Source organism: Streptomyces sp. MS19, assembly GCF_047200595.1.
Lineage (GTDB): Bacteria > Actinomycetota > Actinomycetes > Streptomycetales > Streptomycetaceae > Streptomyces.
On the sequence record NZ_JBJZOH010000029.1, the window covers coordinates 1 to 17,334 of the forward strand.

At 73.2% G+C, this 17,334-nt stretch carries 13 protein-coding genes; 6 read left to right on the forward strand and 7 right to left on the reverse strand.

Going from position 1 to position 17,334, the window contains the following annotated elements; all coding sequences use genetic code 11:
• Together ACL02R_RS22630 and ACL02R_RS22635 are read right to left on the reverse strand one after the other, a co-directional pair.
• Positions 1 to 211, reverse strand: a 211-nt coding sequence (locus tag ACL02R_RS22630; RefSeq protein WP_412798806.1) for a hypothetical protein, incomplete at its 3' end; no start/stop codon positions are given.
• 92 nt (positions 212 to 303) lie between these two features.
• The gene (locus ACL02R_RS22635; protein WP_412798855.1) at positions 304 to 3,630 is read right to left on the reverse strand and encodes a S41 family peptidase; all 3,327 of its coding nucleotides are present in this window, start codon (positions 3,628 to 3,630) and stop codon (positions 304 to 306) included.
• Between the two features lie 321 nt (positions 3,631 to 3,951).
• On the opposite strand from ACL02R_RS22635, the gene ACL02R_RS22640 reads away from it, so the two are divergent.
• From ACL02R_RS22640 to ACL02R_RS22655, 4 genes are all read left to right on the forward strand, one after another.
• Positions 3,952 to 6,213, forward strand: coding sequence for an MMPL family transporter (locus ACL02R_RS22640; RefSeq protein WP_412798807.1), 2,262 nt, complete (start codon positions 3,952 to 3,954; stop codon positions 6,211 to 6,213).
• 317 nt (positions 6,214 to 6,530) lie between these two features.
• A complete protein-coding gene (locus ACL02R_RS22645; protein ID WP_412798808.1) occupies positions 6,531 to 7,637 on the forward strand; it encodes an energy-coupling factor ABC transporter permease in 1,107 nt (368 codons plus the stop codon).
• Entirely contained in the window at positions 7,634 to 8,419 is a 786-nt protein-coding gene (gene cbiQ / locus ACL02R_RS22650; RefSeq protein ID WP_412798809.1) for a cobalt ECF transporter T component CbiQ, read from the forward strand. Before ACL02R_RS22645 ends, cbiQ begins: the two co-directional genes overlap by 4 nt.
• Positions 8,407 to 9,183 (forward strand): energy-coupling factor ABC transporter ATP-binding protein, encoded by a 777-nt coding sequence (locus tag ACL02R_RS22655; RefSeq protein WP_412798810.1) that lies wholly within the window; start codon positions 8,407 to 8,409, stop codon positions 9,181 to 9,183. The genes cbiQ and ACL02R_RS22655 overlap by 13 nt, the downstream gene beginning before the upstream one ends.
• A gap of 6 nt (positions 9,184 to 9,189) precedes the next feature.
• Here ACL02R_RS22655 and ACL02R_RS22660 read toward each other — a convergent pair whose 3' ends face one another.
• Positions 9,190 to 9,525 carry a MazG-like family protein gene (locus ACL02R_RS22660; RefSeq protein WP_412798811.1) on the reverse strand — a complete coding sequence of 112 codons (336 nt, stop codon included), beginning with the start codon at positions 9,523 to 9,525 and terminating at the stop codon, positions 9,190 to 9,192.
• A gap of 73 nt (positions 9,526 to 9,598) precedes the next feature.
• Between ACL02R_RS22660 and ACL02R_RS22665 the strand changes: the two genes are divergently transcribed.
• Positions 9,599 to 10,354 (forward strand): hypothetical protein, encoded by a 756-nt coding sequence (locus ACL02R_RS22665; RefSeq protein ID WP_412798812.1) that lies wholly within the window; start codon positions 9,599 to 9,601, stop codon positions 10,352 to 10,354.
• A gap of 48 nt (positions 10,355 to 10,402) precedes the next feature.
• On the opposite strand, the gene ACL02R_RS22670 is transcribed toward ACL02R_RS22665, so the two are convergent.
• The 4 genes from ACL02R_RS22670 to ACL02R_RS22685 form a co-directional block, all read right to left on the reverse strand.
• Positions 10,403 to 12,061, reverse strand: a complete 1,659-nt coding sequence (locus tag ACL02R_RS22670; protein WP_412798813.1) for a penicillin-binding transpeptidase domain-containing protein — start codon at positions 12,059 to 12,061, stop codon at positions 10,403 to 10,405.
• A 230-nt stretch (positions 12,062 to 12,291) separates the two neighbouring features.
• Complete coding sequence (locus ACL02R_RS22675; protein WP_412798814.1) at positions 12,292 to 13,035, reverse strand: HNH endonuclease; 744 nt, start codon at positions 13,033 to 13,035, stop codon at positions 12,292 to 12,294.
• On the reverse strand, positions 13,032 to 14,417 hold the full coding sequence (locus tag ACL02R_RS22680; protein ID WP_412798815.1) for an AAA family ATPase: 1,386 nt from the start codon (positions 14,415 to 14,417) through the stop codon (positions 13,032 to 13,034). Before ACL02R_RS22680 ends, ACL02R_RS22675 begins: the two co-directional genes overlap by 4 nt.
• 64 nt (positions 14,418 to 14,481) lie before the next feature.
• Complete coding sequence (locus ACL02R_RS22685) at positions 14,482 to 16,230, reverse strand: dolichyl-phosphate-mannose--protein mannosyltransferase (RefSeq protein ID WP_412798816.1); 1,749 nt, start codon at positions 16,228 to 16,230, stop codon at positions 14,482 to 14,484.
• Positions 16,231 to 16,324: 94 nt separating this feature from the next.
• Here ACL02R_RS22685 and rsmI point away from each other — a divergent pair, with 94 nt between their 5' ends.
• Positions 16,325 to 17,173 carry a 16S rRNA (cytidine(1402)-2'-O)-methyltransferase gene (gene rsmI / locus ACL02R_RS22690; RefSeq protein ID WP_412798817.1) on the forward strand — a complete coding sequence of 283 codons (849 nt, stop codon included), beginning with the start codon at positions 16,325 to 16,327 and terminating at the stop codon, positions 17,171 to 17,173.
• Positions 17,174 to 17,334: the final 161 nt, after the last annotated feature.

Consider the following 17,334-nt stretch of genomic DNA (forward strand, 5'->3'; position numbering starts at 1 on the left):
AGCCGTCGTCGCGGCGCTCGTCCCGCATCTGCTTGGCGCGGTCGGCGGCCTTGCGGCCCTGCTCCTTGCCGCGCTTCACCATGTCGTCGCGCTTGTTCCCGTCCCCCTGGTCACCGCCCCGGGAGCGGTCGTCGTTGCGCTCGTCCATGGCCTCCTTGGCCCGGTTCTGGAGCTCCTTGGCCTTGTCCTTGAACTGGTCTGAGATGCCCATGTGCCGCACTCCTCCACGGGTAGGTCGGTCCGGGTCACCAGCGTCGCACGGCGGGGGACGTACCGCATTTTTTCCGCCTGTAACGGGACGTCCTACCCCTCCTCGGCCGTGCGGGGCGGCAGCGGCGGGCGGCTGCGGTCGGGGACGTCCTCGTAGCCGGGCGGCTCGGCGGCGGGCTCGCGTTCCAGCAGTTCGAGCGCCACGCGCACGGCGGCCCGGAGAACCATCGGACGGCCCTCGGCCCAGTCGAGCGGGGTGCGCAGCGCCTCGATGTCCGGCTCGACGCCGTGGTTCTCGACGCCCCAGCCGTACTCCCCGAACCAGGCCGCGTTCATCGGCACCGTGATGTCCGTGTCGTCGCCGAGCCGGTGGTCGCCGGTGATCCCGACGACGCCGCCCCAGGTGCGCGTGCCGACGACCGGGCCGATGCCCAGCAGCCGGAAGGCCGCCGTGATCATGTCGCCGTCCGACGAGGTCGCCTCGTCCGCCACCGCGACGACCGGGCCGCGCGGCGCGTTCGACGCGTACGAGACGGGCTGCTCGTTGCGCGTCAGGTCCCAGCCGAGGATGGTGCGGGTCAGCTTCTCCACGACCAGCTCGCTGATGTTGCCGCCCGCGTTGCCGCGCACGTCCACGATCAGCGCGGGCCGCGAGAACTCCAGGCGCAGGTCGCGGTTGAACTGCGCCCAGCCCGAGCCGCCCATGTCCGGGATGTGCACATAGCCGCACGCGCCGCCGCTCAGCTCGCGCACGATCTCCCGGCGCCGCACCACCCAGTCCTGGTAGCGCAGCGACCTGTCGTCGATCAGCGGCACGACCGCGATGCGGCGGCGCGCCCGCGGGTTGCCCTCCTCGGCGAACGTCAGCTCCACGCTCGTCCCGCCCGTGCCCGCGAGCAGCGGCCACGGGCCCGTCACCGGATCGACGGGCCGCCCGCCGACGTGCGTCAGCACCGCGCCCTCGCGCACACCCGTACCGGCCAGCGGGGAGCGCGCCCGGGAGTCGGACGAGTCGCCCGGCAGGACGCGCTGGAGCTGCCAGGCGCCGTCCTTGGTGCGGCACAGGTCGGCGCCCAGGAGGCCCTGCGGGCGCTGGTAGTGCGGTGGGCCCTCGTCGCGGCGGGACGGGGTGACGTACGCGTGGGACGTGCCCAGCTCGCCCATCGCCTCGTACAGCAGGTCGGCGAACTCGTCGGGGCTCGCGACGCGTTCCACCAGCGGCCGGTACTGGTCCAGGACGGCCGCCCAGTCCACGCCCGACATGCCGGGGTCCCAGAAGTGGTCGCGGACGATCCGCCCCGCCTCGTCGAACGACTGACGCCACTCGGCCGCCGGGTCGGCGACGTGCACGACGCGGCGCAGGTCCACGTGGACCTGCGAGTCGCCGTCGCCCGACTCGGTGGCGGGGACGGCGCGCAGGTCGTTGTCCTCGCTGACGACCAGCCGCGACCCGTCGCCGCTGACGGCGAACCAGTCCACGTCGTCGGTCAGTTCGGCGCGCTTCGCCTTGGCGAGGTCGAAGTGTTCGAGCGTCGGCCTGCCCGAGGTGTGGTCCGGGTTGACGAACGTCTCGCCGAGCGCGCCCGAGATCGGCCAGCGCAGCCACACCAGGCCGCCCCCGGCGACCGGGCGCAGCGAGGAGTACTTGGACGCGGCGACCGGGAACGGCGTCACGCGGCTGCCCAGCCCCTCGGCCTCCACGTGCACGGTGCCGTCCTCGCCGCCCGCCTCGTCCGGGTCGAGGCCGCCCGCCGCCGGCCGGCCCTCGGGCGTGATGGCGAACGGGGAGCGGGTCGCGGAGGCGAGCGGCACCAGGTAGGGGCGGCAGCCGAGGGGGAAGGAGAGGTCGCCGGTGTGCACGTCGTAGACCGGGTCGAAGCCACGCCAGGAGAGGAACGCGAGGTAGCGGCCGTCACTCGTGAAGACGGGCTCCTCGTCCTCGAACCTGCCGTCCGTCACATCGAGGACGGTCCGGTCGTCCCGGGTCAGCTTGACGATCTTGATCTGTGTCAGCGTGCGGCCGACGCCCGGCTGGGCCCAGGCGAGCCAGGCGGAGTCGGGCGAGAAGGCGAGGTCGCGGACCGGGCCGTTGACGGAGCGGATGATCTCCACGACCCCCTCGGCGACCTCCCCGGCGTCCACGCCGGGCTCCTCCGCTTCCTCCTGTCCCTCCTGCTGCTCCGCTTCCTCCTCTTCCTCCTCCTCCCGCGGCACCCGCACGACGAGCAGCCGCCCGTCGTGCGCCGCCACGGCCATCACCGAACCGTCCGGCGAGGACACCAGCTCCCGCACCCGCCCCAGCTCGCCCGCCGCCACCCGTACGGGGTCGCGCCCGCCGCCGGCCCGCGGCAGGTGGGCCACCTCGATGGCGTCCTCGCCCTCGGCGTCCGTGACATAGGCCACCCGCCCGGTGTCGCCGAGCATCTCGGGCAGCCGGACCCGTACGCCGTCGGCGACCGCCATGGCGCGCGCGGGCCCGTCGCGGTGGGTCAGCCAGTAGAGACCGCCGCGCACGGTCACCGCGCTGGCGCGGCCCGTCGTGTCCACGGCGAGCCCGTCCACGTGCGCGGCGGTGTGCACCTGGTACGGGCGGCGGCCGGTGCGCGGGCCGCCGAGGCGCACGGGCAGCCGCCGCGGGACCGAGCCGGGGACCAGCTCGTCCACGGCCCACAGCTCGCCCGCGCACTGGTAGACGACGCGCCGCCCGTCGGTGGAGGCATGGCGTGCGTAGAACGTGTCGTGGTCGGTGTGCCGCCACAGCTGGGAGCCGTCGGGGCGGCAGGAGTAGAGGTTGCCGATCCCCTCGTGGTCGGAGAGGAACGCGATCCGGTCGCCGACGATCATCGGGCTGTCGAGGTGGCCGCCGATCCCGTCCAGGAGGCGGGCGCCGTCGTACCAGAGCCGGCCCGTCGCGCCGCCCCGGTAGCGCTTCCACTCGGCCGGTTCGTGCGGCGCCTTGCCCGTCAGCAGCAGCGTGTGCCGCCCGTCGCCCGTGCCGTCGCCGGAACCGGAGACCGCGATACCCGCGACCGGCCCCCAGGGCAGCCGGTCGCCGGGGCCGCCCGTGACCGGCACGGTGTAGGCCCAGGTGACGTACGCGAACGGCTGCCCGTGCGACCCGACCGCGAGGACGCGGCTGCCGCCCGGCGTGCCCGGCGGCGTCCAGCCGCAGACGCGGGTGTCGTACGACGCCCAGTGCGTGAGCTGCCGCACCTGCCCGCCGTCCGCCGAGGCGAGGTGGATCTCGGGATCGAGCGTGCGCCAGCTGGTGAACGCGATGGAGCGGCCGTCGGGAGAGAAGCGCGGCGCGGCGAGCCGGGTACGATCGACAGTCAGCCGCCAGGCGCGTTCCGCCCTGCCGCGGCCCCGGCTCGGCAACGGTGCCAGCCAGAGATCGTCCTCGGCGACGAAGCAGAGCATGTCGCCGCCCAGGTGCGGGAAGCGGAGATACCCGTCGGGGTCGGGCCCGCCCGTCCCGTCACCGGCGGCGGGGATGTCCGTGCGGTCTGGCTCGGATGGCTCGGATGTGTGACTCACATGTCCCATGCTTCGGTTCCCCGATTGCACCGGCAAGTCCTTCCGCCCACCGCTTTGTGATTCGAGTCACAATCCGGTCGGAGACTCACCTTCCGGGCACCGGCCGGGCGTCTCGCCCCATGAGCTGTGAACTTCCCGGTTTCACACTCCATCGCCCAAGACACGACAGACACGACACGACATCCGGACAGGAGAACCTGCCCCGTGGCCACGTTCCTGTACAAACTCGGCCGACTGGCCTTCCGGCGCCGCTGGTGGGTGGGGCTCGCCTGGCTGGCGATCCTCGTCGGCATCGGCACCGGCGCCGCCACCGCGGGAGCCCCGCCAGAAGACGAGTTCACCCTGCCCGGCACCGAGGCGCAGCAGGCGTTCGACGTGCTGGCGGAGGAGTTCCCGCAGGCCAACGCGGAGGCTGTCGAGACGCGCATCGTCTTCCGCGCGCCCGACGGCGGCTCCATATCCGAGGGCGCGCACCGCACCGCCGTCGAGGACGTCCTGCGCGAGGCCGCGGACAACGACCTCGTCGCCAACGTGACCGACCCGTTCGCCGAGGGGGGCGGCACCGTCAGCCCCGACGGGACCACCACGTTCGCCACGGTCAGCTACACCGACGCCTTCCACATGGACGAGGACCTTGAGGCGGAGCACGAGAACCTCGTCGAGATCATGGACGACGGCCGTGACCAGGGGCTTGAGGTCGAGGCGTCCGGCCTGGTCGCCATGGGCCCGACGGAGATGGGCGGCGGTGAGGCCGTCGGCATCCTGGTCGCCGCGGTCGTGCTGGTCATCACCTTCGGCTCGCTGGTCGCCGCCGGTCTGTCGCTGCTCACCGCGCTGATCGGTGTCGGCGTCGGCACGATGGGCATCGCGGCGCTGAGCGCCACCCTGGGCCTGTCCGCCACCACCGGCATCCTGGCCACGATGATCGGCCTCGCGGTCGGCATCGACTACGCCCTGTTCATCGTCTCCCGCTACCGCGCGGAGCTGGTCGAGGGGCACAGCCGCGAGGAGGCGGCGGGACGCGCCGTCGGCACGGCGGGTTCGGCCGTGGTCTTCGCCGGCCTGACCGTCATCATCGCGCTGTGCGGCCTGGCGATCGTCAATGTGCCGCTGCTCACGAAGATGGGCATCACCGCGGGTGCCGCCGTCGCGCTGGCCGTGCTGATCGCCCTGACGCTGGTGCCCGCCGCGCTCGGCATGATCGGCAAGAGGATCTTCGGCCGCCGCCACCGCAAGCAGAACCCGGAGACGCACGTCCCCGCCAGCCTCCAGCGCAACGGCAACGAGCCCATGGGCGTGCGCTGGTCGCGTGCCATCCTGCGCCGCCCCGGGCTGGTGCTCGTGGGCTCGGTCCTCGGCCTCGGCGTGCTGGCCCTGCCGGTCGCCGACATGGAGCTGGGCCTGCCCGGCGACGAGGTGGCGGCTCCCGACACCACGCAGCGCAAGGCGTACGACACCCTCAGCGAGGGCTTCGGCGCCGGGTTCAACGGGCCGCTGCTGATGGTGCTCCAGGGCGGTGACGGCGTGGACCTCACGGCCGCGGGCGAGACGCTCGCCGCCGACCTGGAGGGCTACGACGACGTGGTGACCACCACGCCGGCGGTGCTGAACGAGTCCGGGAGCGTCGCGACCGTGACGGTCTTCCCCGAGTCGGGCCCGTCGAGCCCGGAGACCACCGACCTGGTGGACGACCTGCGGGGCGACTTCGCGGACGACTTCGCGGACCGGACCGGCGCCGAGCTGCTGGTGTCGGGGCAGACCGCCGCGCAGAGCGACTTCTCGCAGGTGATGAACGACGCGCTGGTGCCGTACCTGACCCTGGTCGTCGGCCTGGCGTTCGTCCTGCTGGTGCTCGTCTTCCGGTCGCTGCTGGTGCCGCTGAAGGCCGCGCTCGGCTTCCTGCTGTCCGTGCTGGCGGCGCTCGGCATCATCGTCGCGGTCTTCCAGTGGGGCTGGGCGGCGAGCCTGATCGGGGTCGAGGAGACCAGTCCGATCATGAGCATGATGCCGATCTTCATGGTGGGTGTGATCTTCGGCCTGGCGATGGACTACGAGGTGTTCCTCGTGACCCGTATCCGCGAGGCGCACGTCCACGGCGAGGAGGCGCACGACGCCATCGTGACCGGCTTCCGGCTGAACGCGCGGGTGGTCACCGCCGCGGCGATCATCATGATCAGCGTCTTCGGCGCCTTCGCGGCCGTCTCGGGCGAGTCGATGATCAAGATGATGGGCCTCGGCATGGCGTCGGCCGTCCTGCTGGACGCGTTCGTCGTCCGCATGACCATCGTTCCGGCGCTGATGGGGCTGGTGGGCGAACGCGCCTGGTGGCTGCCGAAGTGGCTGGACCGCGCGCTGCCCAACGTCGACGTGGAGGGTGAGTCCCTGGAGCGTTATCTGAAGTCCAACGGCAAGGGCCGCGACAGCCTGGAGCCGGAGCGGGAGAACGCCACCGCGTCCGTGGGCTGAACCGACCCCCGGCCGCAGGGCCGCACCGGGTGTCGTGTGACGGAGCCCGGTCCCGTGACCACCGCGAGAGCGGCGGCGCGGGGCCGGGCTCCGCGGCGTTTCCGGGGGCGGAGGGGGCGCGGGACGGCGCGCGGGAGGGCGCGCGGGCCCGCGCACGTTCGACCAGATGTAACCGACGCGCTCTTGCGAAGCCTTCGCAAGAGCGTCCTATGATCGAACGTCGCTCGAAACGTCCCTGATGTACCCGCCCCCGAAGTCCCCGCCCGAAGTCCCCGCCTGAAGTCCCCGCTTGAAGTCCCCGAGAGAGTGAGACCGGCATGCATGTCCCCGACGGGTTCCTGAACGCCCCGGTGTCGGTGGTGACCGGAGTCGTCGCCGCCGGCGCGGTCGCCGTCGCCCTGCGCGGCGCCCGGCGCGAACTCGACGAACGCACCGCGCCGCTGGCCGGTCTGGTCGCCGCCTTCATCTTCGCCGTCCAGATGCTCAACTTCCCCGTCGCCGCCGGCACGAGCGGCCATCTCCTGGGCGGCGCGCTGGCGACCGTCCTGGTGGGCCCGTACACGGCCGTGCTCTGCCTGGCGGTCGTCCTCCTGATGCAGGGCCTCCTGTTCGCGGACGGCGGGCTGACCGCGCTCGGCACCAACATCACGGTGATGGGCGTCGTCACGGCCGTGGTCGCCCACCTGGTCTTCCACGGGCTGCTGCGCGTCCTGCCGCGCCGGAACGGGGCGCGCGGCCCGGTCGCCGTCGCCACCTTCGCCGCCGCGCTGATATCCGTGCCCGTCGCCGCGATCGCGTTCACCGGGCTGTACGCGGTCGGCGGGACGGCGGACGTGTCCATCGGCCGCGTCTTCGCCGCCATGGTCGGGGTGCACGTCCTGATAGGCATCGGCGAGGCCGTCATCACGACGGCGACCGTCGGCGCCGTCCTCGCCGTACGGCCGGACCTGGTGCGCGCCGCCCGTTCCGTCGCGCGGCCCGCCCTGGTCATACGCGGCGGCGCGGGCGCCGACGCCCCGGCGCCCGCGCCCGAACCCGAGCCGGCCGCCGCACCGGCCCGTTCCCTGCGCCCGCTGTGGCTCGGCGGTCTCGGCGTGGCCGTGGTGTGCGCCGCGTTCATCAGCTTCTACGCGTCCGCCGAGCCGGACGGCCTGGAGCGCGTCGCCACGGACGAGGGCATCGCCGAGGAGGCGCGCGAGCACGGCATGGCCGACTCGCCGCTGGCCGACTACGGCGTGCGAGACGTGGACAACGAGCGGCTGTCCACCGGCCTGGCGGGCGCGGCCGGTGTCGCCGTGACGCTCGCGGTCGGCTCCGGGGTCTTCGTCGCCGTGCGCCGCCGCACCGGGCACGGCGCGGCGGGCAGCGGCGGCGCGGGGAACGACGGCGAGGCGGCCGGGCGCCGGGAGACCGTCACCCCGTGAGCGGCTCCCACGGTCCCGCCGGGCGCGGCGGCGGCGCGGCGCGGCTGTACCGGCCCGGCACCTCGGCCGTGCACCGGCTGCCCGCGCACTGCAAGCTGGTCGCGGTCCTCGCGTTCGTCCTCACCGTCGTCGCGACGCCGCGGGAGGCGGTGTGGGCCTTCGGGGTCTACGCCGCGTTCCTCGCGGGCGTCGCGGCGGTGGCGCGGCTGCCCGCCGGGTTCGTGCTGCGGCGCCTGCTGATCGAGGTGCCGTTCGTCGCCTTCGCGGTGCTGCTGCCGTTCGTCGCCTCGGGGCCACGCGTGGAGTGGCTCGGCCTGTCGCTGAGCGAGTCGGGCCTGTGGGGCGCGTGGAACGTCCTGGCCAAGGGCACCCTGGGCGTCGCCGCCTCCGTCCTGCTCGCGGCGACGACCGAGCTGCGGCAGGTCCTCCTGGGGCTGCAACGGCTGCGGCTGCCCCCGCTGCTGGTGCAGATCGCGTCGTTCATGCTGCGCTACGCCGACGTGATCTCGGACGAACTGGCGCGCATGCGCGTCGCCCGCGAGTCGCGCGGCTTCACCGCGCGCGGGCCGCGCCACTGGGGCGTGCTCGCCAAGACGGCCGGGGCGCTGTTCATCCGGTGCTACGAGCGGGGCGAGCGCGTCCATCTCGCCATGCTCAGCCGGGGGTACGCGGGCAGCATGCCCGTCGTGGACCGGCTCGCCGCGGGCCGCGCGCAGTGGGCGCGGGCGGTCGCACTCCCCGCGTCGGCCCTCGTGGTGTGTGTGCTGGGATGGACCCTGTGAGCAGCAGCACCGAGCACGCCCCCGCGCCGTCCCTCGACGTCTCGGGGCTGGCGTACGCCTATCCGGACGGCCACCAGGCCCTGTTCGGCGTGGACCTGACCGTGGGGCGCGGCGAACGCGTCGCGCTCCTCGGGCCGAACGGCGCGGGCAAGACCACCCTCGTCCTGCACCTGAACGGCATCCTCACGGCGGGCGCGGGCAGCGTGCGCGTCGCCGGGCTGCCGGTGCGCAAGGACACCCTGGCCGAGATCAGGCGGCGCGTCGGCATCGTCTTCCAGGACCCGGACGACCAGCTGTTCATGCCCACGGTCCGGGAGGACGTCGCGTTCGGCCCGGCCAACGCGGGGCTGCGCGGCGCGGAGCTGGAGAGCTGCGTGGCGCGGGCGCTGGAGCGCGTGGGCATGGCGGAGTACGCGGACCGGCCGCCGCACCACCTGTCGTTCGGGCAGCGCCGCCGCGTCGCTGTCGCGACCGTGCTGGCGATGGACCCCGAGATCCTGGTGCTGGACGAGCCGTCGGCCAACCTCGACCCGGCCGCGCGCCGCGAACTGGCCGACATCCTGCGCTCGCTCGACCTGACCGTCCTGATGGTGACGCACGATCTGCCGTACGCGCTGGAGCTGTGCCCGCGCTCGGTCGTGCTCAGCGAGGGCGTGATCGCCGCGGACGGGCCGACCGCCGACCTGCTGGCCGACGAGGAACTGCTGCGCGCGCACCGGCTGGAGCTGCCGTTCGGCTTCGACCCGCGCGCCGCGCGCCGCTGAGCCCTCTCAGCCGTCCAGGACGCGGCGGGCCACCGCGTCGAGGCGGCGGGCGAACACGGCGGGGGCGTCCGGGGTGACGGAGGCGAGCGCGACCATCGCGGAGACGATCACGTCGCACACCTCGTCCTCGACGTCGGCCCACGAATGGCTGCGCCCCTTGCGGGGGTTGGTTCCCATGACGCCCTGCACGGCCTCCGCGACCTCGCCCGCCTCCTCCGCGATCTTGTAGAGCCGCAGCAGGCGCGAGGTGGCGTGGTCGGTCGGGTCGTGCGCGTCGAGCCAGGCGACGAGCCGCGCCACCGTCTCCCACTGGTTGCCGTGACGTCCCGCTGGTTGCTCCATGCACCCTCCTGGCGCGGACCCTACCAACGGGAGCACAATGTTGCTTTGTCGATGCGTGTGCCAGGAGGTAACCGTGGTGCGTCGTACGGGTGTCGCCGCCCTCGCCCTGCTGACCGTGCTCGCCGCGTCGGCCGCGGCCCCCGCGCGGGCGGACGGGGACGGCGGCTGCGTACCGGAGTTCCGGGCCGACACCGGACGGGGCGCCGCGCGGGTGCTCGACATCGTCGCGGACGCGCCCGACGAGGCGGCGGCCGACCGCGCCCTCGCCGAACAGGCCTGCCTGGTACGGGTCGGCGGCACCGCGGGCACCGCCACCACCGGGCCCGTCGCGGTCGCCGCGCCGGACGTCTACTGGATCGCGACGGTCGCCGGGAAGGACCGCTGGGTCGCCGTCACGGACTGGGACTTCACCACGGTCCCGCCGCCGTACGCGATGACGGGCGCCCAGGGCGTCGTCACCTGGTTCAGCCGCCCCGTCACGCCGATCACACGCGTGGTGCACCACAGCGGCCTCACGTCCCAGTACCCCAACGTGTCGTCGGAGGACACCGAGTTCGAGGGGCCCTACGGCGTCAGCTTCCTGATCGAGCCGGAGTCCTCGGCGACGGACACGAACGTGGCGACCGGCAGGTCCGCGCTCGTCTTCCAGGGCACGGGCGCGTGCGGCGACCTCACGGCGCGCGGCGCGTTCGCGCACACTTGGAGCAGCACCGACATCACCGCGCTCACCGTCCCCTCCGCCGCCGGCCCCTCGGTCTCCTGGACCTCCACGGCGAACCGGACACTGGTCAACGGGCCGTCCACCACCGTGAGCGGCGTCTGCGGCTGATCAAACGGCTGCCTCAGGAATCGAACAGCGCGCTGACGGCCGGGGTGGTCAGCCGCGGGCGCGCAGGACCTCGGCGACGACCGGGCCCGCGTTCGTCCCGCCGTGGCCCGACTCGGGGACGAGGGCGGCGACGGCGAGGTCGTTGCGGTAGGCGGTGAACCAGGCGTTGGGCAGGTCCTGGCCGTCCACCTCGGCGGAGCCGGTCTTGCCGCCGATGTCCCCGCCGAGCCCGGCGAGCGCCTCGGCGGCCGAGCCGTTGACGGCCGTCCGGTTCATCAGGGACCGCAGCTCCTGCGCCGTCGAGCCGGACAGGCCGCGCGGCGCCTGCGCCAGCGCGCGGTTGTCGAAGGACGGCGGGACGAGGTAGGGCTGGCGGAAGACGCCGCTCTGCACGGTCGCGGAGACGGACGCCATGTTCAGCGGGTTCATGCGGACGCCGCCCTGCCCGATGAGGGAGGCCGCCATCTGCGCGTCGGACTGCGTGGGCACCGTGCCGTCCATCGACGTCGTGCCGATCGACCAGGTCAGGCCGAGGCCGAAGACGTCGCGCGCCTGGTTGCCCAGGTCGTCGTCGGCGAGTTCGGGCGCCTGGCTGATGAAGGCGGTGTTGCAGGACGCGGCGAAGCTGTCGGCGAAGGTGCCGCCCTCGATCTCGAACTCGTCCAGGTTCTGGAAGCGCCAGCCGCCGTGCTCGAAGTACTTGGGGCACGGGTGCGCGGCGTTCGCGGAGGCGAGGCCGCGGTCGATCAGCAGCGAGGCGGTGACGATCTTGAACGTCGAGCCGGGCGCGTACGAGCCCTCGAACGCCGTGTTCATGCCGTCGGCGGGGGCGTTGGCGACCGCCTGGATCGCGCCCGTGCTCGGCTGGACGGCGACCACCGACGCGTTCCCGCGCGCGGCGACGGACTCCTCGGCCGCCGCCTGGAGGACCGGGTCGATGGTGGTGGGCACCTGGCCCGGGGCGGGCTCGGCCAGTTCGAGGAGCCGCTCGACGGTCTCACCCTCGGCGTCCACGATCCGCAGCTCGCCCCCGGCGGTGCCGCCCGACGCGTCGCCGTAGCGCTCGCGCAGGTCCGCCAGGATCGGCGTCAGCGACGGGTGGTCCTCGGCGGTGAGGACGTCGCCGTTCACGTCGAGGACTTCGACGGGCGGCAGTTCGTCGACCGGCCCCGCCTCGATGAGCTGGTCGTCGTCGAGCGCCGGGTGGATGACGGCCGGGTCCCACGCGACGACGGCCTCGCCGGTGCCGCGTTCGCGGACGACCTCCAGGGCGGAGGTGTACTCCCAGGGCGCGGGCTCCACCTCGTCGTCGTCCAGCGAGACGGTCGCGGAGACGGCGAACGGGACGGTGGCGCCGTCCGGGGCGGACGGTTCGAGCGCCAGGCCGGCGAGCCCGGCGCGTTCGGCCAGCGCGTCGAGCACGACGCGGGCGGACTGCGGGTCGTCCGTCAGCCCGGCCGCGGTGGCCGTGTCGCCCAGCGTCCAGGCGTCGAAGAACGCCGCCGAGGCCGCCAGCACCTCCTCGTCGGTGACCGGTTCCGGCTCCTCGGTGGGTGTGCCGGACGGCGTGCTGTCGGACGTGGACGCGACGTTGGCCGTTCCCTCGTCGTCGTCACCGCCCAGCAGGCTGTACGCGCCGAACCCCACCACCGAGACAACTGCCGCACAGACACCCGCTGTGACGGCGATCCGCTGTCCGCTCCGCATCGCTACGCCCTGTCCTGCCCCTGGAGGAGGCCCCGCGGGCCTCACTGAGATGCCCCGGAATCCGGCGGCCTGGCCGCAGCATAACCGCTACACCGGGTAGACACGGGCACAGCCTGGCGTCACATCTTCGTCACACTGTGGTGCGGGTGGGGCCTAAGATCCAGCTGTCCAGCGAATTGGCCAAAGGATACGCACCACATCGTGGGGCTGGGCTCCCCGGTCCCGGGCGGTCAGGCCGCCGGCGGGGGCAACGCCCCCGGCCCCGCGTCTCCCCTGATCATCTTGAGTGCGGTGGTCACGTCAGGGCCGAAGACCACCTCTGCGCCCGCGGCATCGGCCCGGCCCACCATGGCGTGGAGGACATCGGCGAAGGGCTGTACCTGAAGTGACTCCAGGACCTCGCGCGCCTCCCCGGGGGCATCCCGCTCCATGAGCCTGAGCCAGTCACGCAGCATGGACCGGCAGCGGACGAACGCCTTGGCGCGCCCCCTTTCGAGCGAGGGGCGCCCAAGGCCGAAGACCCGGATCGTCTCCCGGCCTTTCCGCGTGATCCCGGTGTACTCACCTGTCGGGAGTGTCAGACGGAGGTGCGCGGAAGGGTCATCGACACAGGGATCGACCAGAAGGCACGATCCCGCGGCGTCGCACGGGTACTGATCCCGCTTCTCATTGCTGTTGCAGTGCGAGCAGGCGAGGAAGTGGTTGGCCCATATGAACGCCCGGAGCGGATCGTCGGCAATGGGCAGGAAGTGATCGATGGCCGTGCCCTGACTGTCTCCGCAGTACATGCACCGGGAGAACCCCGCTGCCATGTCGTCCAGAACAGACCTGACATCCCGGCGGATCGTCCTCGCAGACCGCCATGCCTTGCGCGAGGTCTCCACTCCAGCGGCGGCGGCGCGGAGCCTGTCCGTCCGGTCTGCCAGCCGCCTGTCCAGCGCCTTCGGAAGATCCGGCCGCTGAAGCGGGATCACGACTTTCTGCCGAGGCGGCCGGACACCTCGTCCACGCGGGCCTCCAGTGTGCTGGTGAGACGCTCGCTCAACTCGTGATACCGCCGCACCTCCGCCTCGGTGGCCGCCGCGGAGAAGACCTTCTCCTCCAGATCGATCAGCTGCCGCCGCGCCTCATCGGCCTGGCGGGAGTACGGGCTGTCGAGCCCGAAGAGATCGGACAGCGCGGCGTCGTCGCCACTGCCGTACACAACCCTCCGGTACGTCGCCTCGCTCACCACCTCGGGACCTCGTGCCTCCCCGGGGCCGGGCAGCCGGATCAGACCTCCCGGGTCGGCCGACTGGCAGATGTAGGGGCTGTGCGTGGTCACGATGAACTGCACCTTGGGAAAGTGCTGTTTGAGCCACTCCCCGATCCGCTGCTGCCAACTGACGTGCAGGTGGGCATCGATCTCGTCGATCAGCACCACACCGGGGACGTGGACCGCGATGCCGCTCCTGGACCGTCTCGCTCTGAGCGCACCGTGGAAGTCGTGCAGGTGACGCACGATGTCCAGCACAAGTGCCGTGACGGTCCGGTAGCCGTCGCTCATCCTCTTCAGCGGGAAGCTCAGCCCGCAGTGCCTGACCCAGAGGCCGTCCGAGTCCACCTTGGCGATCTCGTAGCCGTCCGGCAGAAGACCGTCGGACAGGAGTTCCAGAACGGTTTCCAACAGGCGCGTGGCCCCCGCACGTTTCTCCAGACTTCTGAGATACGTCCCGACGATCCACGAAACGCTCTCCCCGAGGGAGGCGTCCTCCTGGAAGAGCGTCGAGAAACGCCCCGCGCTCTCCGCCAGGTCCGAGGGATCACGCAGGGTGGCATGCGTGGACAGCGGGTCGGGGAATTCCGAGGAGAGCCTGCGGAAAGGACCGTAGCCGGCCGCGAACGAGGCCGGGAAGATCTCCTCGTCCATTCTCAGTTCCTCGACCTCACCACCGACGGCGCCGCCCTCGGACAGCACCTGCGACCACCGGGGAGAGAGCTGGAACCGCACCGAAGTCCCCGACCTCTTGAGGGTCTCCGGCGGGGGGATGCGCAGCGCCGTCCGCGCGTGCACACCCGGGTGCCGGGGCGGATCGGGCACCCGTAGCTGCTTGAGGTCCGCCGCGTCCATGAAGAACTCGGCCTGCATCCCGGCCACCGTGCGCGCGGGGAGAGCCCATGTGGCGTAGTCCGGCGCCAGGGCCGGGACGACGCGGTGGCCCGCGAGCAAGAGCGCCATGCACCGCAGCAGCGAGGTCTTTCCCGATCCATTACGTCCCGCCAGTACCGTCCACCCGGCATACCCATTTCTCCGGCGCGGGAACTCCAGCTCGACCGCCCTTTCCCCGACGAATCCGAGGAAACCGTCGATCTGCACCTTCGAGAGATAAATGGTGGCCTCCGGATGAAGGGAGCTGTTGCTCAGGGCGTAGGGGAATCGGCTAGATCCAGCTGTCCAGCCACATGCGGGCGCGCCAGCCGTCGCGGGGGATCTCCGTACCGGTGTAAATGGGGTAGAAGTAGACGAAGTTCCACACGATGAGCAGGACGAGGACCCCTGCGGCGACGATGCCGGTGACGCGGCGGCGTTCCGTACTGCCGGGCGGTCCGAGGAGTGCGCCGATCAGCATGGCGACCGCGAGGCAGAGGAACGGCGCCAGCACGACGGCGTAGAAGTAGAAGATCGTGCGCTCCTGGTACATGAACCAGGGCAGGTATCCGGCGGCCACCGCGCACAGCACAGCGCCGGCCCGCCAGTCGCGGCGCAGCAGCCAGCGGTAGCAGAGGTACGCGAGCGCGAAGCACGCCGTCCACCACAGCATCGGCGTGCCGAGGGCGAGGACTTCGCGGGAGCAGCCGCTGGAGTAGCCGCAGCCGTCCTGGCCCGCGTCGGACGACTCGTAGAAGTACGTGACGGGCCGGGCGGCGACCAGCCAGCTCCACGGGTTCGACTGGTAGTTGTGCTCCGAGGTGAGGCCGACGTGGAAGCTGTACACCTCGCTGCTGTAGTGCCACAGGCTGCGCAGCGGCGCGGGGATCCAGCTCCACGCGCTGTCGGCGCCCCTGGTCGCGGCCCAGTCGCGGTAGTAGCCGCCCGAGGTGGCGAACCAGCCCGCCCAGGACGCGAGGTACACCGCCAGGGCCACAGGGACGAGCGAGCAGAACGCGGGCAGGGCGTCCTTGCGCAGCATCACGCGGTACGGCGCGCGCGCCCCCGCGACGCGGCGCGCGCCCGCGTCCCACAGGACCGTCATGATGCCGAACGCGGCCAGCACGTACAGCCCGTTCCACTTCGTCGCGCACGCCAGGCCCAGGCAGACGCCCGCCAGCACCCGCCACGGCCGGGCGCCGAGCCCGAGGCGGCGCGCGATGTCCGCGTCCGGGCGCAGCAGTCCGTCACCGCCCTCGGGCAGCGCGGCGGCCAGGCGTGCGCGCGCCTTGTCGCGGTCCACCAGCAGCGCGCCGAACGCGGCGAGCAGCCAGAACATGACGACCAGGTCGAGCAGCGCCGTGCGGCTCATCACGAAGTGCAGGCCGTCCACGGCCAGGAACAGCCCGGCGAGGCAGCCGAGGAAGGTGGAACGGAAGAGGCGCCGCCCGATGCGGCAGAGCAGCAGGACGGACAGGGTGCCGAGCACGGCCGTCATGAAGCGCCAGCCGACCGGTTCGAGGCCGAAGAGCCACTCCCCCAGCGCGATGACCCACTTCCCGGCGGGCGGGTGGACGACGTACGCGGCGGCGTCGGCGGCCGGGATGTCACCGGCGATGATCCGCTCGTCGGCGTCGTCGGGCCACTCGGTCTCGTACCCGTGCTGGAGCAGGGACCAGGCGTCCTTGGCGTAGTACGTCTCGTCGAATATCACCGCGTCGGGGGACCCGAGGTTCACGAAGCGCAGCACGCCCGCCAGCAGCGCCACCAGCAGCGGGCCGCCCCAGCCGGTCCAGCGGGCGAGGCGGGCGGCGGTGGCCCCGGCGAGGCCGAAGTACTGCCACAGCCTGGTGCCCGGCTCGGGGTACGGGGGGACGAGGCGTTCACGGACACCGGCGGGCAGCCGGGCCGTCCAGCCGAAGCGGCGCAGCCTCCGCTCCCAGCCCGTGGCCGTGCCGGGGGCGCTGCTCTCCGGGAGAGTCTCCGAGGGTGGCGCCGGCGGGGTCGCCTGCTCCGTGCCGGGCGCGGTCTGGCTGCTCATCACGGGCCATCTTGGCATCCGCCCGCGCGCCCCCGGGCGGGTGCCGCCGCCCGGAGGTGACGGGCGGGGCGGGCGATGGGTGAGGATGTGGGGCGTGACAGGCATTCTCGTACTGGCCGGGACCCCCATCGGCGACCTCGCGGACGCGCCGCCGCGGCTGGCGCGGGAGCTGGCGGAGGCGGACGTGGTGGCGGCCGAGGACACCCGGCGGCTGCGGCGGCTCACGCAGGGGCTCGATGTGCGGATCGGCGGCCGCGTCGTGTCGTACTTCGAGGGGAACGAGGCGGCGCGTACGCCGGAGCTGGCGCGCGAGCTGGCGGGCGGGGCGCGCGTGCTGCTGGTGACGGACGCCGGGATGCCGTCCGTCTCCGACCCCGGCTACCGGCTGGTGGCGGCGGCGGTGGAGCTGGGCGTGCGCGTCACGGCGGTGCCGGGGCCGTCCGCCGTGCTGACGGCGCTGGCGCTCTCCGGGCTGCCGGTGGACCGTTTCTGCTTCGAGGGGTTCCCGCCGCGCAAGGCGGGCGAGCGGGACGCGCGGCTGCGGGAGGCGGCGGAGGAGCGGCGCACCCTCGTCTTCTTCGAGTCGCCGCACCGGCTCGCGGCGACGCTCGCGGCGATGGCCCGGACGTTCGGCGGGGAGCGGCGGGCGGCCGTGTGCCGGGAGCTGACCAAGACGTACGAGGAGGTGCGGCGCGGGCCGCTGGACGAGCTGGCGGCGTGGGCGGCCGAGGGGGTGCGCGGCGAGATCACCGTCGTCGTCGCGGGCGCCGATCCGGCGGCGGACGGCGGCGGTCCCGCCGACGCGGCGGAGCTGGCGCGGCGGGTCGCCGGGCGCGAGGAGGCGGGGCAGGCGCGCAAGGAGGCCATCGCGGAGGTGGCGCGGGAGGCGGGGGTGCCGAAGCGGGCGGTGTTCGACGCGGTGGTGGCGGCCAAGCGGGCCTGACCGGCGCGCGGGCGGGCGAGCCCCACCGCGCGCGACGCGGCAGGGTTCTCCCGCCCCCCGACACCGGTATCGCGCGACAGACAGGGCCCACCATCAGCCGCACCGCCACGCCCGCCGGGGCAGCGGGGCACGTCCCGGCAGCGCGGGCGGGGCGGCGGGCG

Excerpts from the sequence above, each read along its gene's own strand:
- ACL02R_RS22660 (WP_412798811.1), bottom strand. The coding sequence starts at position 9,525 with ATGGAGCAACCAGCGGGACGTCACGGCAACCAGTGGGAGACGGTGGCG.
- ACL02R_RS22670 (WP_412798813.1), bottom strand. The coding sequence starts at position 12,061 with ATGCGGAGCGGACAGCGGATCGCCGTCACAGCGGGTGTCTGTGCGGCA.
- ACL02R_RS22655 (WP_412798810.1), top strand. The coding sequence starts at position 8,407 with ATGGACCCTGTGAGCAGCAGCACCGAGCACGCCCCCGCGCCGTCCCTC.
- ACL02R_RS22645 (WP_412798808.1), top strand. The coding sequence starts at position 6,531 with ATGCATGTCCCCGACGGGTTCCTGAACGCCCCGGTGTCGGTGGTGACC.
- ACL02R_RS22635 (WP_412798855.1), bottom strand. The coding sequence starts at position 3,630 with ATGCTCTGCTTCGTCGCCGAGGACGATCTCTGGCTGGCACCGTTGCCG.
- ACL02R_RS22685 (WP_412798816.1), bottom strand. The coding sequence starts at position 16,230 with ATGAGCAGCCAGACCGCGCCCGGCACGGAGCAGGCGACCCCGCCGGCG.